The following is a 26070-nucleotide window of genomic DNA, read 5'->3' on the forward strand; positions in this document are numbered from 1 at the left end:
CTGAGCTTTCTGTTCCTCTTAGCTAAAGCTTATCTAGGGCCAAAAGTGAGGCGCTCGATGGAAAGACTGGAACAGGGGAAAGTAGCAAATGCTGTTTTCCTCCTGCTATCTTTCCATGGTTCAAGTCTGTGACTTGGACCTACCATGACCTGAAGTTTGCAACTTCATTGAGGCGCTAGCCTTAAAAAAACCATTGATTTACATATCTGAAGAAGACTTAGTCAATCATTCCTTAAATAATACTTACCTCTTTAAGATAACAAGGAGATGATTACAACTGCTAATAAAAGTTATTTAGAACCTTCTTGCTTTAAGATCATTTTCCATTAAAAACTTTAAAAGTTGTTAATCCCTTAAAAAACTATTCACGGAAGTAGACTAGTTTCACTGAGGGTACCAGACAAATGCGGTATTTCTGGGGTTTGGTATTAGACCGCTGTACCTTTGCCTTCTTTGGTTTTAGTTATGACGCGTAAACGATATTTCCTCATAATCCTGATTCTGGGATCCCTCTCCACCATTAGTCCTTTCTCCATTGACATGTACTTGCCGGGGTTTCCGGCCATTGCCCAAGACCTTAACACCACCATTTCCCAGGTTCAGCTTTCTTTAACGGCATACCTGATCGGGATTTCTGCCGGACAGTTGTTGTATGGTCCACTGCTAGACCGGTTCGGAAGAAAGTATCCTTTGTATGCGGGATTAGGCATTTACATAGCTGCCTCCATAGGTTGTGCCCTGGCTGACTCTCCTGATATGCTGATTGCCATGCGCTTTCTGCAGGCTATTGGAGGCTGTGCGGGTATGGTGGCGGCGCAGGCGCTGGTTAGGGACTTATTCCCGGTAAGCGAGACTGCGAAGGTGTTTTCCTGGTTGATTTTGGTTATTGCCGTTTCTCCTATGATTGCCCCCACCGTGGGCGGCTATATGACGGCTGCTTTCGGCTGGCCTTCCGTTTTCCTGACCTTGGCTGTTATAACCTTGGTCATGTTGATTGGGGTTTTCTTCGCCTTGCCCGAAGGGAAACAGGCAGACCCCGGTATGTCCCTCAAACCTAAAGCAGTACTTGGGAATTTCTACGCCGTGTTGCGCAACCCACAGTTTCTGGTGTACACGTTGGTGGGAGGGATTGCCTCGGCAGCACCGTTTGCATATATCGCTGGGTCGCCTGATGTGTTTATGACCATCTATAAGTTGAGTGAACAGGAGTACGGCTGGATCTTTGCCATCTTATCGGTGGCAATGATTGGTTCTCCGCAGTTCAACCACATATTACTGCGCAAACTCAGAAGCGACCAAATCATTAAGATGGGCCTGGTTTATCAGACCCTCATTGGTACGTTTATGGTAGCAGGGGTGTATGCCGGTTGGTATGGCCAAATGGGCCTGATCATTGTGCTGTTCCTGTTCCTGCTGGGGCAAGGGTTAACGGCTCCTAATGCCTCGGCTCTATCATTGGCTCCTTTTTCTAAGTTTGCCGGAAGTGCATCCGCATTGGCGGGAAGTTTCAGGATGGGCATTGGGGCCCTGGTATCAGGAGCGGTCAGTGTGTTGCACAACGGCACAGCCTTGCCTATGGTAGTAGTCATGACCTCCTGTACGGTACTAGGCATCTTAATCTACTTCTTCGGGCAGGGTAGTGCCACAAGTTACCGCGAAGCTGAACTGGCTGGCGCAGTAAATGAAATGTAGAAATACATTCTCTTGTGTTGAAAGCCCTGTTTAGAAATAATTTCAAAAAAACTGCTACTAAACAGGGCTTTTCTGTGGAGGAAAATAAATAATTGCAGTGTTCTAAAAAGGTAGTTCCAACCTTATATTTCGTTAAGGAAGAAAGCAGGGATGAATAAATCATATGCATCTTTCTAACTTAGCCCCATGAAAATACTGCTTATTGAAGACGAGCCCAAAGTAAGTGCTTTCATTAAGAAAGGCCTGGAGGAGCAGATGTATGAGGTGGAACAGGTCTATGACGGTTTTTATGGAGCCAAATTGGCCACCGAAAATGAATATGCCCTTGTCATTCTGGACGTCATCTTGCCTCGCATGAACGGGGTAGAGGTGTGTAAACTCATTAGGCAGCACAGCCTTACGGTGCCCATACTCATGCTTACCGCCTTGGGCAGCACCGACGATAAAATTTTGGGCCTTGACTCCGGTGCAGATGATTACCTGGTGAAACCTTTTGAGTTTCAGGAGTTGCTCGCCCGCATAAGGGCTTTAACCAGAAGATCTCAGGAAAGTGTGGGGACCGAAGTCCTGAAGATGGCAGATCTGGAGTTGGATGTGCAGAAAAAAACAGTACATCGGAAAGGCGTGCCTATTTCTCTGACGGCCCGCGAGTTTTCTTTGCTTCATTATTTATTGCGGAACAAGGAACGGGTAGTCTCAAGGGTAGACATCATTGAGCAGGTGTGGGAGACTTCTTTTGATACAGGCAGCAACGTGATAGATGTGTACATCAACTTCCTCCGGAAGAAAATAGACAAAGACTTCTCGCCTAAGTTAATCCACACGCTGGTGGGCATGGGGTATGTGCTGAAGGAGATGGAAGAGAAATGAAAATCAAGACCAAACTCACACTGCAGTTCACGGCCATCTTCACGTGTATCCTGCTTATATTCTGCGTCTCCGTTTACTACTTCAGCGCCCTCTATCGTAAAAACGACTTCTACGGCCGTATCCTTAACCGGGCCTTCGCCACAGCCCATTATGTACTGGATGCCGACACGGTAAGTCAGCAACAGCACGCCTTAGACCAGCGCCTGTACTTCCAGATGCTGCCCAGAGAGGTAGTAAAGGTGTATGACCAAAACCAAAACCTTGTTTTCACAGAGGGTGAGGATAACGTGCAGATACCTCCAAAACTGCTGCAGCAGCTCAAGACAGACGGAGAGGTGCGAATGGAGTTTGGAGACCGGCAGATGGTGGGCATTCAGTACCTGCACCGGGGGCAGATACATTATGTGCTGGCTTCGTCAATGGATTTGTACAACCTGAACAAGCTGCAGCACTTGCGCACCTTGCTGTTCACAGGCTTTTTTATCGCTTTAATTATTGTCATACTCTGCGGAATAGCTTTCTCCCGGGCGGCCTTAAACCCCTTCTTGCAGGTTGTGTCTGAAGTGGAGAAAATCAATGCCACAGACCTGCACCAAAGGTTAACGCAGGCCGATGGAGAAGATGAGGTATCTCATCTGGCCAAGACATTCAATAACCTTCTTGACCGGTTGGAAACAGCCTTTGAGGCGCAGCGTACGTTTGTGTCTAATGCATCTCATGAACTGCGCACCCCGCTTACCGCCATTATTGGGGAGTTGCAAGTGGCCCTCATGAGCAAACGTCAACCTGATGAATATGAACGGGTACTCAAATCTATTCTGGAAGATGCCCAGCTATTAGCACAACTTTCTAATGGGCTGCTGCAAATGGTGCAGGCCAGCACAGACTCCTCCAAAGTCCAAATGACAGATTTACGGCTGGACGAATTGGTATGGCAGGCTTGCGGCGAGGCTCGCAAAAGGCAGCCTAAAATGAAAGTAGAAGTAGAGTTTGCCAACATGCCCGAAGATGAAAATGAGCTTTTGATCAAAGGGAATGAGGCGCTTCTTCTCATTGCTACCGTCAATGTCTTAGAGAATGCCGCCAAGTTTTCAGGGGAGAACCCCATGATTTCTGCCTCCATTGAGGTAAAGCCCCGCACCTTGCTGTTGAAAGTACAGGATAGGGGCATTGGCATGGCGCCCGAAGATGTACGTAAAGTGTTCGTTCCTTTCTTCAGGGCAGAGAACGTGCGAGATATCTCGGGACACGGAATCGGGCTACCCTTAGCCGAAAAAATTATTCAGTTGCATCGCGGTTCTATTGCGGTTCATTCCCAACTAAACCAAGGAACCGAAGTAACGATCACCCTGCCCAAACTTTACGGGGTTTATAAACTCTAAGAAGCTAGCGCCACTTTCACTTTACTTAAGTAAACTTTTGGATCATTTTGCCTAAAACAGTCCTAAAGCTTCGCCTCCAATTCCCTGATCTTTTAAGAAGCTTTTAATAAGTTTAAATCAGTTAAATAAACGGACAAGTTGCTATTGACCAACTCTCTAAGTGGTGTTGATAGGAATTCTTCTATCTAAAATTAAATCCAGTTTTAATCGGATTTTAATCTTGTTTTAATTCGATCTTAATTCCCCATTGTGACTTTTGCAGAATAATTTCCTTTAAAGAAGTTATTCCATTGCCAGTTTTACAATAAGAGCAGGTCACAAATCATATGAAAGAAAGAGGAATGTTTGACACCGTAGGCAAAGACTTATCTGCGGGATTAGTAGTGTTTTTAGTGGCTTTGCCTTTGTGTCTTGGAATATCCCTGGCCTCTGGAGCGCCCCTTTTCTCCGGGCTTATAGCCGGTGTTATTGGTGGGTTGGTTGTTTCCTGGGCAAGTGGCTCTAGTCTAAGCGTGAGTGGTCCTGCGGCAGGATTAACTGTGATTGTATTAAACGGTATTACGCAACTGGGCACGTTTGAAGCATTCTTGCTGGCCGTGGTGATATGCGGTATCATGCAAATCATTCTAGGTTTCCTGAAGGCTGGTATCATCGGTTTATATTTCCCTTCGTCAGTAATTAAAGGGATGCTGGCAGCTATTGGTTTGATCCTGATCCTGAAGCAAATTCCTCACTTTTTAGGGGCTGATGAAGACTTCCTGGGCGACATGGATTTCTTCCAACGCGATGGGCGTAATACGTTCTCTGAGATTACGTATGCTTTCAGTAACCGCTTGCAGGTAGGGTCTTTGATAGTAGGGATTGTTTCACTCTCTATCATGATCCTGTGGGAGAAGCCTTTCATTCAAAAAATAAAGGCCTTTAAGTTAGTGCCAGGTGCCTTGATAGCGGTTCTGGTATCTATAGGCTTGAACCTGTTGTTCCAGGACTCTTTTCCTGTCCTGACTATTGCCAATACACATTTGGTACAGCTACCTGATATTTCAGGACCAGCCTCCCTGTTGAATGAGTTACGTTTCCCAGATTGGTCTGCCATCACCAATCCTGCTGTTTGGGTAGTGGGGGCAACCTTAGCCATTGTGGCCAGCCTTGAAAGCTTGTTGAGCCTGGAAGCCGTTGATAAATTGGATCCGCATAAACGCCGTTCGCCTAATAACCGTGAATTAAAAGCCCAAGGTATTGGGAACATGCTAAGTGGCTTGATTGGAGGTATTCCGGTGACCGCAGTAATTGTAAGAAGCTCGGCTAACGTGAATGCCGGTGGTGAGAGCAGATTGGCTTCTTTCTTCCATGGCGTGTTCTTGTTGCTGTCTATTTTATTCCTAACTAATTTCTTGCGGTTGGTGCCTTTGGCAGCCTTGGCAGCGGTGTTATTGATGGTAGGGTTTAAACTTACGAAGCCTGTTTTATACAAAACACAATGGAAACTTGGCCTGGGTCAGTTCCTGCCTTTCATCATCACCATTGTAGCCATTCTGTTCTCAGATTTATTGAAAGGTATTTCTATTGGTTTAGTAGTAGGGGTGTTCTATATCCTGAAGGCTAACTACAAATCGCCTTACTTCTTCAAGCGTGAAACCCATGATGGCCAGGAGAAAATACATATCAAACTTAGTGAAAATGTTTCCTTCCTGAACAAAGCCAGCGTGGCGCTTACCTTAGACCATCTGCCTGAAAACAGCGAGGTAATCATTGACGGTTCACATTCCACGTACATTGATTATGACGTGCTGGAAGCTATTGAAAACTTCAAGACGGTAGCCCATGAAAAAGATATCCGGTTAACCCTGCGCGATATCCCTTCAGTAGCTACTGTGAGCATGCACTAAGATTAGAATTAAAAACTCACTTTTAGTCTGATAAAAAGAAAGCCCCACCAAAAAGGTGGGGCTTTCTTTTTATCAGACTAAAAGGTAATGATTACCAACCGGCATTGTTAGAGCCTGATCCATAATTATAAGGAGCAGAGCCAGAAGAATTTCTCCGGTTGTTGTCATAGTTGTCATCATCGTCGCCGGCAATGCTATTCCAGGCGTCTCTTATTCCGTGGGTGATTCTTCCAAAGAAGCCTTCATCCTCGTGGTTGTCATTATTGTCGTTATTGCTGCGGTTGTGGCTATAACGGTCCTGGTCATAGTGCGTGCCATGGCTCATGTTATTTGGATGGCTGTAGTCATCTGAATAACGGTTTTCATTGGCATTGCCGTGGCTGAAACGAGCATGATCGTTGTCATTGTCGTTGTCTTTGTTCATCCAGCTGCTGCCTCCGCGGTTGCTGCTTTGGTTGTTGGTTCCAAACATGTTGGTGTTTCCACCAGAATGACGGTGGTCGCTATCCCATGAGTTAGAGCCTCTGTTCATGCCTGAAGAGGAACCCATTCCCGTGCCGCTCATTCCGTATCCAGAACCGCCTCTGGAAGACTGCCCGTAATTAGATTCAGAATTACCCCCATACGAAGACCCGCTGTGGCCAAAAGATCCTCCATAATTGTTAGATCCTGATTGCTGACCTCTGCCCTGGCTCCCGTAGTTGGAAGAACCATAGCCTGAGCCAGAACCTCTGAAGTCATTAGAGTTACCGTAATTGCCATAGGCATTTCCTCTGTCCATGGCACCACCAGAGGTGTGCCCGGAAGAAGAGCCAGCGTAGCCTGAACGGCCTCCGCCATAAGTTCCTATGTCACGGGAAGAACCTCCGGTGTTGGAAGAACCACCTTGGCCATAGGAGCTACCGCCACGAGAGCCGTAGTTAGAAGATCCTTGATTTGAGCCTGAACCATAATTAGAGGAACCAGAGCCGTAAGCACCAAATCCGCCGGTGTTCATGCTGTTTTGTCCTCCTGAAGAAGAACCATAGTTGGAAGAGCCATAGTTAGACGAACCGCCTCTGTTTTGCATGGAATTACCTTGGTTTCCTCCTTGCATAGAGTGTCCGCTCCATCCGCTGGTACTGCCGTGTTGGCCACCACCGTTACCTCTGTTTTGGTCGCTCTGGTTTCCAGAACGGTATTGGTTTCCGCCGTAGTTTGAACCTTGGCTGCTGTAATGGTTTTCTTGTCTGTCACCCAGGTTTCCACTAAAAACAGATCCCCCTTGGCTGGTGAAATTGCTTTCGCCTCTGTCACCGGTATTTCCGCGGTTATTGCTTCCGCCGTAAGATTGATAGTCTTTATTCCCTTGTCCTTCTGTGCGGTTGCCTAAGCTTCCCCATTCGCTACGACTAGTGTTTTCATGTCCAGAGCGATACGAGTTAAACGCATCGTACCCCATTCCGTGATTTCTCATAGTTGTTTATAGTTTAAGGTGAATGTATACTTCAGATGTCCCAAAGAACACCGGTTAGTTTATACGATTCCATTTTAGGTTGGTTAAGTATTAGTACCAAAATGGGGGTTGTAAGCCTAACAAGTGTAAGGATGTTTATGTAGTCTAACCTATTGAAAACTAATTGATAAATGAAATCGATGTAGTGCTCGAAAAATTGTAACATATAGGTATAATGCTATATGGTTGAGAGAGGGCCTAAATTGGGGTTTGCCTTCTAAAATGCGTACCTTTGGGGTCTATATTTGACTTGTTTTTAGAAAAATAGCCTTGAAACTCTGCATCGCCGAAAAGCCTAGTGTCGCCCGTGAAATTGCCCACGTAATTGGTGCCAAGACCAAGATGAACGGGTATTTTGAGGGCAATGGATACCAGGTCACCTGGACCTTCGGGCACTTCTGCCAGCTTTGCGAACCAGATGATTACAACGCAAACTGGAAGCGCTGGTACCTGCCAGATTTGCCCTTGGTGCCAGACCGTTTTGACATTAAACTCATCAGCAACAAAGGGGTAGAGCAGCAGTTCAAGATCATACAAGGGTTACTGGACAAAGCCGAAGAGGTGATCAACTGCGGTGATGCCGGGCAGGAAGGAGAGGTGATTCAGCGCTGGGTGTTACACCAGGCCAAGTACCGGAAGCCTTTCAAACGCCTCTGGATCTCCTCGCTTACCGAAGAAGCCATCCGGCAGGGATTTGCCAAACTGCGCGACGGGAAAGAGTTTGACCAGTTGTACCAGGCCGGTAAAAGCCGCGCCATTGGCGACTGGCTTCTGGGCATTAACGCCACCCGCCTGTTCACCATGAAATACGCGCAGGGGCGTCAACTGCTTTCCTTAGGGCGGGTACAGACCCCCACACTGGCTATGATTGTGCACCGCCACCTGGAGATTGTCAATTTCAAGTCAGAGCCGTTCTGGGAGTTGAAAACCGTGTACCGCGAAGTCACCTTTAGCAGTACCTCGGGCCGCTTCAAAGACGAAGCCCAGGGCCTGGCTATTCTGGAGCAGATCAAACCAGCCGAATTTGAGATAAAGGACGTGGAAACCAAACGGGGCACCGAGAGTTCGCCGCGCCTCTTTGACCTTACTTCTCTGCAGGTAGAGTGCAACAACAAGTTTGGGATGTCTGCCGATGAGACGCTCAAAACAGTACAGAGTCTCTATGAGAAAAAGGTAGTCAGCTACCCAAGGGTAGACACCACGTTTCTACCCGATGACATTTACCCAAAAATACCTAGCATACTAAGTGGCCTCACCGGCTACCAACACCTCACGCAGGAACTTTTGGGCAAAAAGATAAGAAAATCAGCGAAGGTCTTCAATAACAACAAAGTCACCGATCACCACGCCATCATTCCTACCGGCTCTGAAGCTAGAGGCTTGTTCGGCACGGAAGCAAAAGTGTTTGACATCATCACCAAGCGGTTCATTGCAGCTTTCTACCCAGATTGTATTGTGAGCAACACCGTGGTGAACGGTGAGGCGGCCAAACACGCATTCCGGGCTAAGGGTAAGCAGATTCTGGAGCCCGGCTGGCGGGTTGTCTATGGGCCCGAGGAGAACACTTCCGTGCCTAAACCAGCCGCAAAGCCAGGAGGAGCCGAGGGCGAAGAAAAAGAAGAGGAACTGGCGGTTCTCCCGCATTTTGATGCCGGTGAGCGTGGTCCACATGAGCCCTTGCTAGACCGGAAGTCTACCAGCCCGCCCAAAGATTTTACCGAGGCAACCTTGTTGCGCTCCATGGAGACTGCGGGAAAGCAGGTGGAAGACGATGAGCTGAAAGAGGCGCTGAAGGAAAACGGGATTGGTAGGCCTTCCACTAGAGCAGCCATCATTGAAACCCTGTTCAAGCGCAACTACATCCGAAAGGAGAAAAAGAAGATACTTCCCACCCAGACCGGAATTGACCTGATTCAGGTGATCAAGAACCCAACCTTGAAATCCCCGGAGATGACGGGGCAATGGGAAAAGAAACTTCGGCAGATTGAAGGGGGAGAGTTTGGCGCTGATGTCTTCCTGCAAGAGTTGAAGCAACTGGTGTGGGAGATGGTGCAGGAAGTAAAGCAGGACAACCATACGGTTACCATTCAGCCTTCTGATGCCCCAGCGAAACCCCAGGAAAAAGAGGCTCCTAAAAAAGGGGAGAAGTCTAAAAAGGAGGCAAAAAGGGCTCCGGCTGCAGCAGGTGGACTAGGCAACTGCCCTGCTTGTGGCACTGGTTCTATCCTGAAAGGAAGCCAAGCTTACGGGTGCGCCCGATTCAAAGAGGGATGCCAATTTAGGCTGCCCATGACATTTAAAGGAAAACCTTTAGGCGAGAAACAAGTGCAGGCTTTGCTGAAGAAAGGCAAAAGCCCGGTCATTAAAGGATTTGTGGATGAGGAGTCCGGAGAGAAATTTGATGCGGCGTTTGCTTTATCTCCCTCTCATGAACTGCAGTTGGAAATAGCTGAAGCGAAGGAGCAGAAGCCCGTGGTCATGATTTGCCCCAAGTGCAGCCAAGGCCAGCTGCTCAAAGGAAAAACGGCGTATGGCTGTAGCAGGTTCAGGGAAGGGTGCCAGTTTATGGTGCCGTTTGAGCTGCACGGCAAAACCTTGTCTGAGAGCCACATCAAGGCATTGGTACTGAAAGGCAAGACCGGAAAGATTAAAGGCTTCACTTCGCCTAAAACTGGCAACAAATTTGAAGCTGCGCTCAAATTGAACGAAGATTTCAAAGTGGTATACCTGTTTTAAGAAACGTCCGTTTTCTGGTAACCAGAAGGACTGATGCTTCTTAGAATTAAGGCCACTTTTGTAAAACGAGCCGCTAAACGGAAAAGCCGAACAGAAGGTTTCTGATTTTTTTGGTAACTTACACCCTTCCAAGACCTTCGAGGATGTTGTTTTATCCTTTTAAATCGTCTTGGTATAACGAGAGGTTAGCTGATGAAAGCCCTTTTACGGGTGTTCTTCAACGCATATGCCTAATTAGCAACCTCTGATTATTAATTTGAATAATAGAAGTAGAGTCCATGTTTAAGAAGTTTGTGTTTGTTCTGGGGTGTGCCATGCTTTCATATGGCGCCGCCTCTGCCGAGACTTTATTTGTCCGTGATTCCACCGGAGTTAAAATCCAAAACGGGAAAACCTACATCACCCATAAAGTAACTCCGGGCGAGTCTTTGTATGGCCTGGCCCGCAAATATGGGGTGGCCGTGAATAAAATTGTGGAGGCGAACAAGAATATTGACAAAGCCCTGATTATTGGGCAGACCGTGCTTATTCCTATAAACACGCCTGGTAGTACTGCTACTGCCGCAAATTCTTCGGCTGAGACGTCTGGGGCAAGCCCAGCGGCAAACCGCACCTACGTGGTAGACGCCAAAGGAAACAAAATCCATACGGTACAGGCCCGCCAGACTATGTTTTCTATTGCTAATCAGCATAAAATAAGCATAGATGACATTCAGAAATGGAACAAACTCACGGCTACTGCTGTGAAAGTGGGCCAAAAACTGATTGTAGGGGTAGGGGAAAAAGCCCCTGCGCAAGCTGCCTCCAACGCAAAGGTGTACACACCAGAGGCCGATGATGTGGTGACTTCACCTAAACAGCCGGCAAACGCTTCCACCTCTTCCTCAGCCGTGGCTTCTGCTGCCAAAGCCAACAATGCAGGTTCTCCAAAAGGAGACGCAGAGGAAGATAAGCCCGCTTCTAAAACCTCTGACTACGTTTCAAGGGTAAATGAAAGCGGTATGGCCGAACAGATTGAAACCCGTACCGACGCGAACAAATTCTTGGCCCTGCACAGAACTGCCCCGGTAGGCACCATCATGGCCGTGAAGAATCCTATGAATGATCAAACCGTGTACGTGCGCGTGATCGGTAAACTTCCTTCCACCGGTGAAAATGACAAGGTGGTGGTGAAACTTTCCAAAAAAGCCTGCCAGCAGATTGGGGCCGTAGACAAGCGCTTCAGGGTAGAAGTGTCTTACATGCCCTAAGCCTTTTTGAAGCCAAATTTCTAAAAAGAGGCAAAAAGCGGAGTCCACAGCGGAGCCGCTTTTTGCCTCTTTCCCATTTTAAACGTTCTAAGCAGGAGGTCCTTTTCTTATGATGTTCCGTTTGCTTTCAACTCTACTCCATGTCATCGTATACTACCGCTGAATTAGAAGCCTTACTGGAAGACCGTTATCAACGATACAATACCAAAGACTTCATTCCCCACGACCCCGTTTCTATTCCCCATTTGTTTACGCAGAAGCAGGATATTGAAATTGCGGGTTTCTTTGCGGCCATTCTGGCGTGGGGCCAGCGCAAAACCATCATCAACAAATGCCGGGAACTGCTGCAGCGCATGGATAATGCTCCGTACCAGTTCATCACCCAGCACCAGGACGAAGACCTTAAAAAGCTGCTTGGGTTCAAACATCGCACCTTCAATGACACAGACCTACTGTACCTGGTGTATTTCTTTAGGTGGTTTTATGAGCAGCACGAGAGTTTAGAGGAAGCCTTTGTAGGATACCCTGGTGCGCCTATTTCAAGCCAGAAAGCTCGACTTGAATTCTTTTATAGTCTGGTGTTCTCTTTGCCTGAAGCTTCACACCGCACCAGAAAGCATATCTCCACGCCTGCTAAGAAATCAGCTTGCAAGCGCATCAACATGTACCTGCGCTGGATGGTGCGGCAAGATAAGGAAGGGGTAGATTTCGGAATCTGGAAACGCATGTCTCCCGCTGATCTGGTTTGTCCCTGTGATGTACATGTGCAACGCGTAGCAAGAAGGTTGGGGCTGATTCAAAGAACCCAATCTGATTGGGCTATGGCTGAAGAACTTACCCAGAACCTCCGTCAGTTTGATCCCACAGACCCGGTGAAGTATGACTATGCTTTATTTGGGTTAGGAATAGAGGAGAAGTTTTAATTTGTCTCTGGGTGTATTAATATGTTAAATACTGTGCCTTAATAATTATTAACGGACCAAGGAACATACAGCTTACTCCATATGTTCTAATATCCTGACCAATCCTGTATTTAGCTTACTTTTGCGTATTCGGGCTTGAAACAAAAAATAAAACTAGAAAAGAAAAGACTTGATATATCCTTCAAATTTTGAACAGAAAATAGGCTTTAGCCAAATCAGAGAGATGTTGTCTGAAGCCTGTTTGAGTCCGCTGGGGCGGAGGTTTGTGGAGCGGGTGTCGTTCCTGGACCGCTTTGACCTGGTACAGCGTCTGTTGCTGCAAACGCATGAGTTTGCCAACATTCTGCGTGCTGGCGAAGATTTCCCTTCCAGCTATTACTTTGACGTAACCGAGCACTTAAACCGCGCTTCTTTGGAAGGAGCCTTCCTTGAAGTGCGGGGCGTGTTTGAGGTGAAAATGTCCCTTCGGGCTATCCGTCAGGCGCTGGGCTTCTTTGTGGAATCAGAAGATGGTGAGTACTCGGCTTTAAAAGCCTTGACGGAGGGAGTAGAAGTAGATCGCGCCTTGGTAGCTGCTTTGGAGAAACTGGTAGACGATAACGGAAACGTGAAAGACGATGCCTCTCCGGAACTGCAGCGCGTGAAGCGGGACCTGATCGGGCAACAGACGCAGCTCCGCAAAACCATCAGCAGCATTCTGCGCCACGCCAAAAACGAAGGCTGGACGCCCGGCGATGCCGAACCTACTATTAGAGGAGGTCGTTTGGTGATCCCGGTCATTGCTGAGTACAAGCGCCGCATCAAAGGTTTGATTCATGACGAGTCAGCCACTGGGCAAACCGTGTACCTTGAGCCCGAAAGCGTCTTTGAACTGAACAATGACATCAAGGACCTGGAGAACGCTTACCACCGGGAGTTGATCAGGTTGTTGACTGCGGTAACCAACCAAATCCGTCATCATTTACCTGCTCTCCGGAAAGCATACCAATTCTTAGCCTTGCTGGACTTTATCCGGGCAAAATCTGTGGTGGCAAACAAACTGGGAGCCATCATGCCCGAGTTGCACAAGCGCCCAGTGATGAAGTGGAAGAACGCGCGCCATCCTATTCTGCACCTGACCTTACAGGCACAGGGCAAGAAAGCGGTTCCTCTATCTTTGGAACTGGACCAGGAACAGCGTATTCTCTTAATCTCTGGTCCCAACGCCGGTGGTAAATCGGTGGCCATGAAAACGGCTGGTCTGTTGCAGTACATGCTGCAATGCGGTTTGTTGATTCCGGTAGAGGAAGGTTCTGAGGCGGGATTGTTCGGGGATATTTTCCTAGACATGGGCGATGAGCAATCCATTGAAAATGACCTTAGTACTTACAGCTCGCACTTGCAGAACATGAAGCAATTTGTGCTGCTGGCAGATAAAAAGTCACTAGTGCTTATAGACGAGTTTGGCACGGGTACTGAGCCTGCGTTGGGCGGGGCTATTGCTGAAGCAGTGTTGGGACAATTGCACAACCAGAAAGTATTTGGCGTAATAACCACCCATTACACTAACCTGAAAAACTTTGCCGAGAAAAACGAAGGCATTGTGAACGGGGCTATGCGCTACAATCCCGCCGAGTTGCAGCCTTTGTACCAGTTAGAGATAGGCAAACCGGGTTCGTCTTTCGCCTTGGAAATAGCCCGTAAAATCGGCTTGCCCAAGAACATCATCGACAAAGCCGGTACGTTGGTAGGGAAGGAGAAGATCCGCTACGACAAACTGCTGGAGCAACTGGAGCAGGAGAAAACCGACTTGGAACGCAAGAACGCGGCCGTAGCCAAGCACGAACGCAAACTGCAGAAGCAAGTGGAGGAGTATACCGCTCTGAAACAGCACCTGGAAGAAAGCAAGCAGGACATCATTCGTACCGCCAAAGGGCAGGCCAAGCTGCTTTTGAAAGATGCGAACCAGCAGATTGAGAGCACCATTGAGCAGATCAAACGCAGCCAGGCCGATAAGGAGCAAACCAAAATAGCCCGTCAGCAAATGGAGACGTTTAAAGAGAAACTCACGCCTGAACCGAAGCCGGTATTCAAGCGCAACGGCTCTGTGCCAACTGGACCTTTACAGCCAGGCGAGCGTGTAGCCTTGATCGGGCAGGATTCAGTGGGTGAACTGCTGGCCATCAAAGGCAAGACTGCGGAAGTGAGCTTCGGAGGTTTGAAAACCATTGTAAGGCTGGAGAAACTGGAGCGCCCTGATCCGAACGTGGTGCGAGAAAAAGCAAAGAAGGAGAAAGAACTGGCTACGGCTGCTACTCCTTCTAAAGGTTTGGACGTGACGCAACGCATGGCTGATTTCCAGTACACGCTGGATGTGCGTGGTCAACGCGCCGAGGAAGCCCTGACAACCGTCATGAACTTCATGGATGATGCCATTATGCTGGGTATGCCCGAGGTGAAAATCATTCATGGCCGCGGTAACGGCATCTTGAAGCAGATCATCCGGGATTACGTGCGTACCCTTCGGGAAGTAGCCAGCGTAGCTGATGAACATGTGGAGCGCGGCGGCGATGGTGTTTCTATCATCGTGCTGAAGTAACTTGGTTTAAGGCATTCTTTTAGAATAATAGCCTTAAAATGAATTTAAAAAGGGGACCTGCTTTAGCAGGTCCCCTTTTTAAATAAGTCATTACTTGAGAATGGGTTTATTGACTTAAATGATATTGACCTCAGGCGTAAGAGCTATTCCGAATTTCTCGTCCACCGATTTTATAATTTCATAAGCCAGGGTCTTCACGTCGTTGCCTGCTGCGCCGCCGTAGTTTACAAGTACTAGTGCCTGGTCTTTGTGCACTCCGTGTTGGCCTAAAACTTTTCCTTTCCAACCGCATTGCTCAATTAGCCAACCCGCAGGTACCTTAACGGATTCAGGAGTAACGGGATACCCTGGGATGCCAGGGTACTGGGATTTCAGAATCTCAAACAGAGCCAGCGGGATCTCCGGGTTTTTGAAAAAAGAGCCCGCATTTCCAATTTTAGCAGGGTCTGGTAATTTGCTTCTTCTGATGTGGCAAACCGCTTCACTGATGGCCTTCAAGCTTAGTTCCTTCACCTCTTGTTGGTTCAGGGTGTCCTGAATGGCCCCGTAGGAAGTGTTAAAGGTGTGTTCTTTGGTTAAGCGCAGGGTAACGGAAGTGACAATGTATTTGCCCTTGGCTTCTTTCTTGAACACGCTTTCACGGTAGCCAAAGCCGCACTGCTCTTTGTTGAAGGAAACCACTTCGCCTGTTGCAATTTCCAGAGCCTCCAAAGAAACAAAGGTGTCCTTCAACTCCACTCCATACGCGCCAATGTTCTGCAAAGGAGCCGCACCAACCGTACCCGGAATTAACGAAAGGTTCTCAATACCGCCCAAGTCATGCTCCAGGGTGTACAGCACCAAGTCATGCCACGTTTCACCGCTGCCTGAGGTGACCAGCACATGTTTGCCGTCCGGTTCTTCTGTTTGAATAACACCTTTTATGCGGTTTAGCAGAACGGCTGCTTCTACATCCTGGGTAAACAGCACGTTGCTGCCGCCGCCTAAAATAAGCTTGGGAAGAGCCTGCACCTCGGTGTTCTGTAGCAGTTCCCGCAGTTCCTCTACTGAGGCGAATTCTGCCAATAAACTGGCTGTTGCGTCAATGCCAAACGTGTTGTAAGCCCGCAGGGAAGCTTCTTTGTGAATAGTCATGTAGGGTACGCTGAGTGATGGGGCAAAAGTACGGAAATGAAAAGAGAAATCAGTAGAAGCAGCATGCATAGAAAAAGCCACCCTGGTGAAGGTGGCTTTTCTGTTTTGGAGGTACTTTTCTGAAAACGCACTCAAAAAGGCTTCTTATCTGGTTCTGATTTTATAGCCACTGGCGGCGAAATACCAGATGAACAGGTAACACGGCACCATCATCCAATAGGCTTGCTGTGGATTTACAAGATCTGCCAAGTAACCGTAGAGGAGCGGAAGCAAAGCGCCACCGGCAATCCCCATGATTAACAGCGAAGAACCCATCTTGGTGAACCGGCCCAGATCAGCAATGGCTAAGGGGAAAATGGCGGGCCACATGAGGGAGTTCGCCAGACCCAGCAAAGAAATGCTGAGTACCGAAACGTAGCCTTCCGTGAAAATAGCCGATAGAGCGAAAACCACCCCTAAAATGGCGCAGATCTGTAAAGCTTTTTGCTGGCTTAGGTATTTAGGAATAGCGATGATTCCAATGATGTACCCGGCAATCATCGCCCACAAGGTAAAAGTGGTAAAGCGTGAGGCTTCATCTAAAGGAATGCCTTGGCTTGATGCATAACTGATGACGGTATCACCGGCCATTACCTCCACGCCTACGTACAGGAACAAGCTCATCACCCCAATCACCAAATGAGGGAACTGGAACACACTGGTTTTACCGGTATTGGCTGCAGCCACGGTCTCATCTTCCTGCTCAGTGTCAACTTCCGGCAGTCCGGAAAAGTAGGTGAATATCGCCAGCAAAATAAGGGCACCCATGATAATTAAATAAGGGGTGATTACCCTTTCTGCCAACGCATCTAACCCGGCTACTTTCTGCACCTGGTTCATGGTTTCCAAGCTGGCCACCAATTCATCAGTACCTGCCAGTAAAATGCTTCCCAAGATGAAAGGGGCAGCAGAACCGGCAATCTTGTTGCAGATACCCATGATGCTGATCCGCTTGGCAGCACTTTCGGCAGGGCCAATAATGGATACGTAGGGGTTCACTGCCGCCTGTAACACCGTTAACCCGGTTCCCTGTACAAATAAGCCCAGCAGGAACAGGGCATAGGTACGGGTCATAGCAGCCGGAACAAAGATGAGTGCGCCAAGTGCGATAATGAATAACCCTACTGACATGCCTTTCTTAAAGCCAGTCCGCTTCAGGAGCCAGGCTGCCGGAACGCCCATGACCAGATAAGCAATGTAAAAGGCGAACGTAACCAGGTAAGACTGAAAGTTGGTTAACTGACAGGCAATTTTGAGGTACGGGATGAGAACGGAGTTCAGCCAGGTAACAAATCCGAAAACAAAGAACAGCGCCCCAATGATGGCCATAGAGCGAACGTAATTTGTTTGTTGGGCCTGACCCGGGGAAGGAGGCGAAGACATTACTTTTGACATATCAGATTTGGATAGGATTAAGCTCGATTACCAATATTATGAAATATCTTTTTTCTGTTAGCCATTCCAAGTCTTAAACTTTATCCTTTTTCAGAAAGTAGTAAAGAAACGGGAGATTATCAGCTTGAAAAACTATTTATAAGGAGGCCGAACGGCTGACCTGCGGAAAGCGCTGCTTTTTTCCGAAATTGCACCAGAAACTAACACCCACTCATTTACGCCCCGCACTTATGGCCAAAGCAAAATCATCTGGCAATTTCAACATGACAGCTACCACTCTGGCAGGCTTAGAGGAAGTTCTGGCCCAAGAGCTTCGTGACTTAGGGGCACAATACGTGAAGCCAGGCGTGCGGGCCGTTACCTTCAGCGGAAACCAATACCTTTTATACCAAGCCAATATCTGGTGCCGCACGGCTATCAGAATATTAAAGCCTTTTGTGCAGTTCAAGGCCCGGGATGAAAAGGAGCTGTACATGAAAGTGAGGGAGATTGACTGGGACTTGTACATGAGTTTGAATGATACCTTCGCCATTAATGCCGTGGTATCCCGCTCCACCTTTGAGCACTCGCTGTATGTATCGCAGTTAACCAAAGATGCCATTGTGGACCAGTACCGGGAGAAAACCGGCAGACGGCCTAACGTTGACGTTACCACGCCAGACATACGCATCAACCTGCACATGCACGAGAACATTGTGTCATTAGCGCTGGACTCCTCAGGTGACTCGCTGCACCGTCGGGGCTACCGTCAGCAAACGAACGTGGCCCCTTTAAATGAAGTGTTGGCGGCTGGTATTCTGCTGTTGAGCGGTTGGGACAAAAGAACCCCCTTGTATGACCCAATGTGCGGCTCAGGAACGTTTCTGGCCGAGGCGGCCATGATTGCCCACAACATTGCCCCAGGCGTGTACCGCAAGGATTATGGGTTTATGCGCTGGCCTGATTATGATCCTGCTTTGTACCAACGTGTGTTGCAGGATGCTATTTCAAAAGAAGACAGAGAAGTGGAAGTTGAAATCTTCGGATCAGACGTTGACCCCGACTTTGTAGAAGCTGCTTTTCAGAACCTGGAGTACGCCGAGTTGGAAGAGTATGTGCGGGTGAAGGAGCAGGATTTCAAAGATGCGGTGAAACCTGCACACCAAGGAATTGTTATCATGAACCCTCCGTACGGCGAGAGAATTGGCGAGGAAAGCGAGATAAATGGCCTTTACAAGATGATAGGTGACACCCTCAAATCAAACTTTCAGGATTGGGATGCCTGCATTTTCACCGGAAACCTGGAAGCGGCCAAGCACATCGGGTTGAAACCTTCGCGCCGAATTCCATTGTACAACGGTCCCATTGAATGTCGTTTGTTCAAATACGAACTATACCGGGGTAGCAGGAGAGAGAAAGAAATAGGGGAAGAGGTTTGATTTCTCCTACCAGCCTTTCAGCCTGAGTTATATTTAAAAGCAGGGCCCCTCTTAAAACAAGAAGAAAGTCTAGTTTCAAGAGGGGCCCTGCTTTTAAATAAGTACCGAAAGTTTATTGTGGTTGCATCAGTTTGCCAATGAACAAGATAGCATTGGTTGATTTTTCCCTGATCATGAACACAAAAGGCTTGTCTATCATTACAGATGGTGGAAGTGAGGTGAACACAATCCCTACGGAAGTGGCCGCGGCAGCTTCGGTTCCTTCTTCGTTCACTTCTACAAACGTTTTGTGTTTTACTTCTGAAATACTTAAACCTCCATTTGCTAAAATCCGGCTAAAATCTGCCTGGCTACTAAAAGCAACGCCCATATCCAGGTTCGTGAGCATCTGTTTGAGGTTGTCTTCATACTCCAGCTCAAGCTTGAATTTAGGCATGTGCAGTTCCATTGAAGAGGAATCAGCTTTTGATAACCAGTTAGCCAGATTTGTAGCCGAAAGCTCTGGCATGATGTCCTGAATTTTTCGTTCCGCTCTCGGAACAACCAGTGTCATGCTGTACTGGCCGTTTCCGTAGGGCAGATCAATTACTTGCTTCGTGGCATCTTGGTAGGAGAGGTATTTTCCGTTCTTAAGGGTCATAAAAGAATGAGAAACGCTGGAGCCATCTTCTAATTTGAACGGACGGGTATGGGTTAAATGCTTGTTGAACTGGTAGGTCCAGGTACCTTTAAAGTAGATGGCATTGACCAGAAAAAGTAAATAGTCTGGGGTTACCCGCTCTACTATGGTCTTGATTTTTCCGTTGGTTTTCTCATTCACCCAGTTGTTTATTTCATTTTTAGCGGAAGGAGAGGAAAAGTCAAGGGGTTTAACAGTGGCGTTAAAATATTCTTGGTTTGTGCTAACGAAGGGTGCCAGTAAATGGTAGTTATGATTCAGCCACAGGGAATTAGCAGAGGTGAAGTGGACCTTTTTATCCATTCCTGTCAACAGCTCCACCAGGCTCTTGAAGGATTGATTGATCTCCTGGTCAGAAGCATCACCAAACCCCAGGGTTTGTTTCATGGCTTCTTTGGTGCTGTTTGCCGCGCCATTGTAGGTCATGGTCAAGGCCATACTTAAACTGAGAGGAGAGATGAACACGTTCTTGCCTTCTTCCTCTAATTGGCTAATCTGAGCAAAGGATTTAAAGGCAAACTCGTTGGAACCAGCCACAGTCTTGGCCTCTTGAACTGTCAAAGGCCTAACATTAGGAATGTTGCTTCCGGGCTCCGGTTCTTCGCTTTCACATCCAGAGGTGAGTAAAAGTAGAGAAGCGGCTAAGCCTAACAAAGACGATTTAAGCAAGAGAGGTCTCATAGGTAAAAGGCTAAGTTAAGATAAAGGGTTTCTAAAAAGATGACCCCTTCCATGCTGAGATGGTTGCATCTAGATTCTCTGATTCCCTTTAATGCCCCTTAATTGGAAAGTGCCTTAAGTTTAATTTATGGCCACTTTCCAATTAAGAGGTTTCAAACGTTAGGCCATGTTCCGTTTTCGGAGGTAAATCATAATGCCCAGGCCTGCCAGCCACACCGGCCAAATGTAAAAGAGTCCCACTACCAGGGAAAGCCACAGCTGCCAGCCTGTGTTCATGGCCTCCAGCAGTCTTGTAAAAAAGCTTGGTCCTTCTGGTGCAGTGGCCGGAACGATCTGGTACATAGATAGCCGGATGGTGCTGTAAGCCGTTTGGTTTTGAAGGTAGCGCAAACGAGCCTCGGTGCTTTCAATCTCTTCCCGCACTGCTTGGATCTGGCGTTCTACCTCTAAGATTTGGGTGATGTTCTTTGCTTCTTTGAGCAAGCCTAAGAACCGTTGTTCCACCGCCAGTTTGGCTTTCTTGCGGGCTTCCAGGTCCACATACTCCAGGGCTACATCTTCGGTGGAAATGGTTCTTTGCTCTAAGTGAATGCTTTCTTTTTGCATCTGCCGCAGGAGGGAAGCAAATTTCTCTGGCTGAACCCTGATCACAAAGTCAGTGGTTTTGGTGTCTTCGCTTTGGTGCTGGGTGGTGTTAGTAAGGGTGGCGCCCATTTCCTCTACCAGGTTCTCTACCCGTTGCGTACTGCTGGAAAGGTCCTTCACCTGAAACCTGACTTCGGCCTGGCGTATGACGTGTTCCCGTGTTTCAGGTGTTGCCTTTGCTGGAGTTACCCTTTGGTCTGCTACTGCCTTTATAGACTCGGCTGACTCTGTCAGGGCCTCAGGACTGGTAGAGCACCTTGAAAACAGCAGGGTAGAAGTGCAGAAAAGAAAGAGGGAAAAGTAAGAGAAAGTCGTTTTCATAGGCCGAAGTTTTCTCTTAATCCATTCAGCCTCAAAAAGGTAACCCTTTTATATAGAACAATATATGTAGAACTTGCCTCGTTTGAGGCGCCTTGTTTCTACAGGTAAACAGCTGTAAAGTAGCCATTTCCTGTTTCATGCCCCTTTTATAAAAAGGAGATAAAAATGGGAACAGCTTCAAAATACAGAAAGAAAAGCCCCTCTAAACAGGAACCCAAAACGGAACTCCTGTTTAGAGGGGCTAAAGAAGATAACTAACCCAATGAACTACAGACGGCTAATCTGCGCACCCAAGGCGTTCAGACGGCCATCAATGTTCTGGTAACCACGGTCAATTTGCTCAATGTTGTGGATCACGCTGCGGCCTTCGGCAGAAAGGGCAGCGATCAACAAGGCCACACCCGCTCTGATGTCAGGCGAAGTCATGGAGATACCACGCAATGGAACTTGTTTGTTCTGGCCAATTACCGTAGCACGGTGCGGATCACACAGGATGATCTGCGCGCCCATGTCAATCAGTTTGTCTACGAAGAACAGACGACTTTCAAACATTTTCTGGTGAATGAGCACGGTACCTTTGGCTTGGGTAGCTACCACCAGCGCGATGCTTAGCAAATCTGGGGTGAAGCCTGGCCATGTATGGTCAGAAACAGTCAAGATACTGCCGTCAATGTAGGTGTCAATGGCATAAGAGTCCTGCGCCGGGATGAAGATGTCATCGCCGTGGAACTCCATGTTGATACCTAATCTACGGAACGTGTCTGGGATCAACCCCAGCTCTCTGATCTGGGCATCTTTGATGGTGATCTCAGAACCCGTCATACCTGCCAAACCAATGAAAGAGCCAATCTCAATCATGTCGGGCAGCATGCGGTGATCAGTACCACCCAATTTCTCTACTCCCTCAATAATGAGCATGTTAGAGCCAATACCACTGATTTTAGCGCCCATTCTCACCAGCATTTTGCAAAGCTGCTGCAAATAAGGCTCACAAGCGGCGTTGTAGATGGTGGTGATTCCTTCTGCTAAAACGGCCGCCATCACTATGTTAGCAGTTCCGGTCACTGAGGCTTCGTCCAACAGCATGTACGTGCCTTTCAGGTTTTTGCCTTCCAGGTGGTAGAAGCTGTCATTGGCGTCATAGGTGAACTTGGCACCCAGCTTCTCAAAAGCCAGAAAATGCGTGTCAAGCCTTCTACGGCCAATTTTGTCACCGCCGGGTTTAGGAAGTTTGGCTACGCCATAACGGGCCAGCATAGGTCCTAAAATCATCACTGAGCCTCTGATGGCACGGGCCTGGTCCACAAACTTCTCAGAGGAAAGGTAATCCAGATTGACATCTTCGGCCTTGAAAACATAGGTGTCTGGCGCGGTTTGCTCCACGTCAACGCCCATGTCTCTCAACAGTTCTATCAATTTGTTTACATCCCTGATGTTAGGAATATTGGAGATGGTCACCGGTTCTGAGGTCAGCAATACGGCGCACAGAATTTGTAACGCCTCGTTTTTTGCTCCCTGTGGGATAATCTCGCCGTGTAAAGTACGACCCCCTATTACTTCAAAAGAAGCCATGCGTTCTTATTTATTCTTACTGCGATTTTGATTCTGATTCTTGTTCTGGTTCTTGTACTTCTGGTTAGATTGATAATTGTTACCAGGCCCCTGCGGGGTTTTGATAGTACTTTCAAACAAATTCCCTTTTTCCAACAGGGCAGCATCCAGGTCCAGGTCTCCTTTGGAGATTTCGCGGAGGTTTTCCAGAATTACCTCATCTGTTACGCTGTCCTTGTTGTAGGTGCGGTACAACACCTTCATCAGTTTCCCGATGGAAATGATAGCGGCTTCCCTTTCCTGCGGATCATTGATTTGCTTGGCTTTGTCAATGAGGCGCTCCAGGTTAGTGCCGTAGTGCTTGAACTTAGGGTTTTGGGTTGGATAATCTACCCGCTGCGGTTTATCATTCAGGTACTCCATGGCGCTTAGCGCGAAGGGCGCATCAACGTCCAGTTTGCCGTCAGACATCACGTACAAGTGGTTCCAAAGGGTCTGCTGGGCATCCTGAATGTCCTTTACGTTTGGGTTCAGGCGTCCCATCAGGTTCACGAGCAATTGGGCCAACTGGGTACGTTTGGTCCGGTCTTCTACCGTTAGAATATATTGTACAATGTTCTGCACGTTGCGGCCGTACTCCCGCAGCAAAAGCTCTTGTTTAAATGTGGAACTGGCTACCATATGATAGAGTTTGTCTCAAAGTCAAAATTAGGAATTTAATGGGTATCACGAAGCATTGTATCGCGTAGCTGGAAGAAATAATTGCAGTATTTACCACAATGCCCCTCAGGTACCCGGCATCAGAGCCATTATGTTTAAAACAATTTGGGGCTGTTTTTGTAAAAACAGCCCCAAATTGTTAGGAATCTATCGTTGCGTTGTTTAAAGCCTTACGCGTGTATCCGAAGTTTGGCGAAGCTTAGGAGCAGGGTTTTTTCACCTACGCCCTCAAACTCAATGATTGCCTTGATAGAATTTCCCTGGTTATCAATCTTGGTCACGTTACCAAACCCGAATTTAGGGTGCTCTACGCGCATACCCTCCTGTAGGTTAGAAGTATCGCTCGGAGTAAAGTCAGCCGGTGGGTTATAGGCAGGGGCAGCCGAAGGTTTTTTGGCCGGGCTGATCAATTGCGCAACCGGGGTTTTCCGCTGTAACACTTTCTCAAACGGCCCGCGCTCATCGCCAAACTTAAAGTTCAGGAACGTGGGATCAATCTCGTCAATGAACCGGCTTTTCTCCGCGGCCCGCAGGTTACCCCACTGATAACGGCTGGTAGCGTAGGAGAGGGTCAATTTCTTCTCGGCACGGGTAATGGCCACGTAGAACAGGCGTCGCTCTTCTTCCAGGTCAGCGCGTGATTGTAGCATCATCTGGCTGGGGAACAGGTTTTCCTCCATGCCCACAATGAACACATTTCTAAACTCCAAACCTTTGGCCGAGTGAATGGTCATCATGGTCACGTACTCACCTTCCTCTTCTTTTTTTGTGTCAGTGTCAGTAAGCAGGGCGATGTCTTGCAGGAACAAGGCCAGTGAATTATCTTCTTTCTCCGGATCGTCCACAAACTCCTTAATGGCGTTCAGGAGCTCCTGGATGTTCTCGTAACGAGCCAGACCTTCCACCGATTTGTCTGAGTACAGATCATCTACCAGGCCAGAGTGTTTGGCTATGTAGGTAGCGGCCTCAAACGCATCTTTCTCCTGGGCCATTACCGCAAAGCTTTTGATCTTGGTCGCGAAGTCCTGAATGGCAGCACCGGCTCTTCCGCCTAACAATTGGTTTGCGTGGCTCACTACTTCCCATAGGCTATGGTCCGTTTCATTAGCCGTGACAATCACCTTTTCAATGGTAGTGTCACCAATTCCCCGTTTAGGATAGTTGATCACACGACGCAGCGCCTGCTCATCATTATGGTTAATGGCAAGGCGCAGATAGGAAATCAAGTCTTTGATCTCTTTGCGTTGGTAGAACGACAAGCCACCTACAATGCGGTACTTGATATTCATTTTGCGCAAGGCCTCTTCCATAGCCCTGGACTGAGCATTGGTTCTATAAAGAATGGCAAAGTCCTCATAGGAGAGGTGCTGGTTCATCTTCTCTTCAAAGATGGCGTGCGCCACCAGTTTGCCTTCTTCGTTGTCTGAACTGGCTTTGATGACGTCAATGAGTTGTCCTTCCTCGTTCTGGGAGAAAACGTCTTTGCGCAACTGAGCTTTGTTGTTCTTGATCACCGAGTTAGCCGCCTTCACAATGTGCTGGGTAGAGCGGTAGTTTTGCTCCAGTTTAAACACCTCCAGTTCAGGATAATCACGCTCAAAGTTGAGGATGTTCTGAATATCGGCCCCGCGGAAAGCGTAGATACTTTGGGCATCATCACCCACCACGCAGATGTTCCGGTCTTTGGCCGAAAGCTTGCGGGTAATCAGGTACTGGCTGTAGTTTGTATCCTGGTACTCATCTACCATCACGTACTTGAAGATGTGCTGGTACTTGTTGAGCACATCCACGTGGTCTCTAAAGAGTACGTTGGTATTGAAGAGCAAATCGTCAAAATCCATGGCGCCGGCTTTGAAGCACCGTTCAGCATAGGTTTTGAAAATCTGGCCTATTTTCGGACGAAGTGCTGCCTCATCATCGGCTTGGATGGCGGGGTCACGCAGGTACTGAGCTACCGAGATAAGTTTGTTTTTAGCGGCCGAGATGCGCCCTAACACCATGTTAGGTTTGTAGAGCTTGTCATCCAGGTTCATCTCCTTCACTATGTTTCTGATGAGAGTTTTGGAGTCATCAGAATCATAGATGGTAAAGTGACTTGGGTAGCCTATTTTCTGCGCCTCGGCGCGAAGAATGCGGGAAAAAACAGAGTGGAAGGTTCCCATCCAAAGGTTCTTGGCTTCAGGTCCTACTACTTTTTCGATCCGCTCCCGCATCTCTTTGGCAGCCTTGTTGGTAAAGGTCAAGGAGAGAATGTTGAACGGATCAACGCCTTTCTCCAGTAAGTGCGCAATGCGATAGGTAAGCACCCGGGTTTTGCCGGAGCCCGCCCCGGCAATAATCATACAAGGGCCTTCGGTATTTAAAACAGCGGCTCGCTGTGACTCATTCAGGAGTTTCAGGTAATCCATGCTCACAAATATTCTTTCTTCAGGAAGAACACAAAATTACGGAATAAAGTCGCATTATCAGAGGTCGTTTTTCAGAGGTGGGCTGTATAATGCTATAGATTTTAGCTTTTTGATTAACTTTCAGGAATACAGTTTAGGTTAACTCTTGTAAAGGATTCAACGATCCTGAGTTATCTAAAAGCAGAAAGCTACCCTGTCTTAGACAAAGTAGCTTTCTGCTTTTCAGTTTGTTTTGGAAAAAGAAGGCTCAAAAGAACTTACCTT

The 26070-nt window shown here is 47.8% G+C and carries 17 protein-coding genes; 9 read left to right on the forward strand and 8 right to left on the reverse strand.

Going from position 1 to position 26070, the window contains the following annotated elements; all coding sequences use genetic code 11:
* Window positions 1–465 precede the first annotated feature (465 nt).
* From DC20_RS16235 to DC20_RS16250, 4 genes are all read left to right on the forward strand, one after another.
* Complete coding sequence (locus tag DC20_RS16235; RefSeq protein WP_062544789.1) at window positions 466–1692, forward strand: multidrug effflux MFS transporter; 1227 nt, start codon at window positions 466–468, stop codon at window positions 1690–1692.
* A 186-nt stretch (window positions 1693–1878) separates the two neighbouring features.
* A complete protein-coding gene (locus tag DC20_RS16240; protein ID WP_062544790.1) occupies window positions 1879–2562 on the forward strand; it encodes a response regulator in 684 nt (227 codons plus the stop codon).
* The gene (locus DC20_RS16245; RefSeq protein ID WP_062544791.1) at window positions 2559–3944 is read left to right on the forward strand and encodes a HAMP domain-containing sensor histidine kinase; all 1386 of its coding nucleotides are present in this window, start codon (window positions 2559–2561) and stop codon (window positions 3942–3944) included. Before DC20_RS16240 ends, DC20_RS16245 begins: the two co-directional genes overlap by 4 nt.
* Before the next feature lie 326 nt (window positions 3945–4270).
* The gene (locus DC20_RS16250; RefSeq protein ID WP_062544792.1) at window positions 4271–5833 is read left to right on the forward strand and encodes a SulP family inorganic anion transporter; all 1563 of its coding nucleotides are present in this window, start codon (window positions 4271–4273) and stop codon (window positions 5831–5833) included.
* A gap of 91 nt (window positions 5834–5924) precedes the next feature.
* Here the strand turns inward: DC20_RS16250 and DC20_RS16255 are convergent, their stop codons facing one another.
* A complete protein-coding gene (locus tag DC20_RS16255; protein WP_157593193.1) occupies window positions 5925–7289 on the reverse strand; it encodes a hypothetical protein in 1365 nt (454 codons plus the stop codon).
* Between the two features lie 309 nt (window positions 7290–7598).
* On the opposite strand from DC20_RS16255, the gene DC20_RS16260 reads away from it, so the two are divergent.
* From DC20_RS16260 to DC20_RS16275, 4 genes are all read left to right on the forward strand, one after another.
* Complete coding sequence (locus tag DC20_RS16260) at window positions 7599–10064, forward strand: type IA DNA topoisomerase (RefSeq protein ID WP_062544794.1); 2466 nt, start codon at window positions 7599–7601, stop codon at window positions 10062–10064.
* Window positions 10065–10342: 278 nt separating this feature from the next.
* Window positions 10343–11314 carry a septal ring lytic transglycosylase RlpA family protein gene (locus DC20_RS16265; RefSeq protein ID WP_062544795.1) on the forward strand — a complete coding sequence of 324 codons (972 nt, stop codon included), beginning with the start codon at window positions 10343–10345 and terminating at the stop codon, window positions 11312–11314.
* A gap of 140 nt (window positions 11315–11454) precedes the next feature.
* Window positions 11455–12237: a TIGR02757 family protein gene (locus DC20_RS16270; protein WP_062544796.1), complete on the forward strand. Its 783-nt coding sequence runs from the start codon at window positions 11455–11457 to the stop codon at window positions 12235–12237.
* Between the two features lie 169 nt (window positions 12238–12406).
* The gene (locus DC20_RS16275) at window positions 12407–14815 is read left to right on the forward strand and encodes an endonuclease MutS2 (RefSeq protein ID WP_062544797.1); all 2409 of its coding nucleotides are present in this window, start codon (window positions 12407–12409) and stop codon (window positions 14813–14815) included.
* Between the two features lie 114 nt (window positions 14816–14929).
* Here DC20_RS16275 and murB read toward each other — a convergent pair whose 3' ends face one another.
* Together murB and DC20_RS16285 are read right to left on the reverse strand one after the other, a co-directional pair.
* Window positions 14930–15949 (reverse strand): UDP-N-acetylmuramate dehydrogenase, encoded by a 1020-nt coding sequence (gene murB, locus DC20_RS16280; protein ID WP_062546002.1) that lies wholly within the window; start codon window positions 15947–15949, stop codon window positions 14930–14932.
* A gap of 144 nt (window positions 15950–16093) precedes the next feature.
* Window positions 16094–17383: a sugar MFS transporter gene (locus DC20_RS16285; RefSeq protein ID WP_083470355.1), complete on the reverse strand. Its 1290-nt coding sequence runs from the start codon at window positions 17381–17383 to the stop codon at window positions 16094–16096.
* A 230-nt stretch (window positions 17384–17613) separates the two neighbouring features.
* Between DC20_RS16285 and DC20_RS16290 the strand changes: the two genes are divergently transcribed.
* Window positions 17614–18801, forward strand: coding sequence for a THUMP domain-containing class I SAM-dependent RNA methyltransferase (locus tag DC20_RS16290; RefSeq protein ID WP_062544799.1), 1188 nt, complete (start codon window positions 17614–17616; stop codon window positions 18799–18801).
* Between the two features lie 112 nt (window positions 18802–18913).
* Here DC20_RS16290 and DC20_RS16295 read toward each other — a convergent pair whose 3' ends face one another.
* From DC20_RS16295 to DC20_RS16315, 5 genes are all read right to left on the reverse strand, one after another.
* On the reverse strand, window positions 18914–20161 hold the full coding sequence (locus DC20_RS16295; RefSeq protein WP_062544800.1) for a serpin family protein: 1248 nt from the start codon (window positions 20159–20161) through the stop codon (window positions 18914–18916).
* 159 nt (window positions 20162–20320) lie between these two features.
* Window positions 20321–21127, reverse strand: coding sequence for a DUF4349 domain-containing protein (locus DC20_RS16300; RefSeq protein WP_062544801.1), 807 nt, complete (start codon window positions 21125–21127; stop codon window positions 20321–20323).
* 267 nt (window positions 21128–21394) lie between these two features.
* Window positions 21395–22699: a UDP-N-acetylglucosamine 1-carboxyvinyltransferase gene (gene murA, locus DC20_RS16305; RefSeq protein ID WP_062544802.1), complete on the reverse strand. Its 1305-nt coding sequence runs from the start codon at window positions 22697–22699 to the stop codon at window positions 21395–21397.
* Between the two features lie 6 nt (window positions 22700–22705).
* A complete protein-coding gene (locus DC20_RS16310; protein ID WP_062544803.1) occupies window positions 22706–23359 on the reverse strand; it encodes a DUF4290 domain-containing protein in 654 nt (217 codons plus the stop codon).
* Window positions 23360–23568: 209 nt separating this feature from the next.
* A complete protein-coding gene (locus DC20_RS16315; RefSeq protein ID WP_062544804.1) occupies window positions 23569–25806 on the reverse strand; it encodes an ATP-dependent helicase in 2238 nt (745 codons plus the stop codon).
* Between the last annotated feature and the right edge of the window lie 264 nt (window positions 25807–26070).

The sequence above is a fragment of the Rufibacter tibetensis genome (assembly GCF_001310085.1).
GTDB classification, from domain to species: domain Bacteria; phylum Bacteroidota; class Bacteroidia; order Cytophagales; family Hymenobacteraceae; genus Nibribacter; species Nibribacter tibetensis.

Bases quoted from the DNA above. Each gene is read 5' to 3' on its own strand.
- DC20_RS16235 (WP_062544789.1), top strand. From the start codon at position 466: ATGACGCGTAAACGATATTTCCTCATAATCCTGATTCTGGGATCCCTC.
- DC20_RS16245 (WP_062544791.1), top strand. From the start codon at position 2,559: ATGAAAATCAAGACCAAACTCACACTGCAGTTCACGGCCATCTTCACG.
- DC20_RS16290 (WP_062544799.1), top strand. From the start codon at position 17,614: ATGGCCAAAGCAAAATCATCTGGCAATTTCAACATGACAGCTACCACT.
- DC20_RS16240 (WP_062544790.1), top strand. From the start codon at position 1,879: ATGAAAATACTGCTTATTGAAGACGAGCCCAAAGTAAGTGCTTTCATT.
- DC20_RS16265 (WP_062544795.1), top strand. From the start codon at position 10,343: ATGTTTAAGAAGTTTGTGTTTGTTCTGGGGTGTGCCATGCTTTCATAT.
- DC20_RS16285 (WP_083470355.1), bottom strand. From the start codon at position 17,383: ATGTCAAAAGTAATGTCTTCGCCTCCTTCCCCGGGTCAGGCCCAACAA.
- DC20_RS16255 (WP_157593193.1), bottom strand. From the start codon at position 7,289: ATGAGAAATCACGGAATGGGGTACGATGCGTTTAACTCGTATCGCTCT.
- murB (WP_062546002.1), bottom strand. From the start codon at position 15,949: ATGACTATTCACAAAGAAGCTTCCCTGCGGGCTTACAACACGTTTGGC.
- DC20_RS16315 (WP_062544804.1), bottom strand. From the start codon at position 25,806: ATGGATTACCTGAAACTCCTGAATGAGTCACAGCGAGCCGCTGTTTTA.
- DC20_RS16295 (WP_062544800.1), bottom strand. From the start codon at position 20,161: ATGAGACCTCTCTTGCTTAAATCGTCTTTGTTAGGCTTAGCCGCTTCT.
- DC20_RS16250 (WP_062544792.1), top strand. From the start codon at position 4,271: ATGAAAGAAAGAGGAATGTTTGACACCGTAGGCAAAGACTTATCTGCG.
- DC20_RS16310 (WP_062544803.1), bottom strand. From the start codon at position 23,359: ATGGTAGCCAGTTCCACATTTAAACAAGAGCTTTTGCTGCGGGAGTAC.
- murA (WP_062544802.1), bottom strand. From the start codon at position 22,699: ATGGCTTCTTTTGAAGTAATAGGGGGTCGTACTTTACACGGCGAGATT.
- DC20_RS16270 (WP_062544796.1), top strand. From the start codon at position 11,455: ATGTCATCGTATACTACCGCTGAATTAGAAGCCTTACTGGAAGACCGT.
- DC20_RS16300 (WP_062544801.1), bottom strand. From the start codon at position 21,127: ATGAAAACGACTTTCTCTTACTTTTCCCTCTTTCTTTTCTGCACTTCT.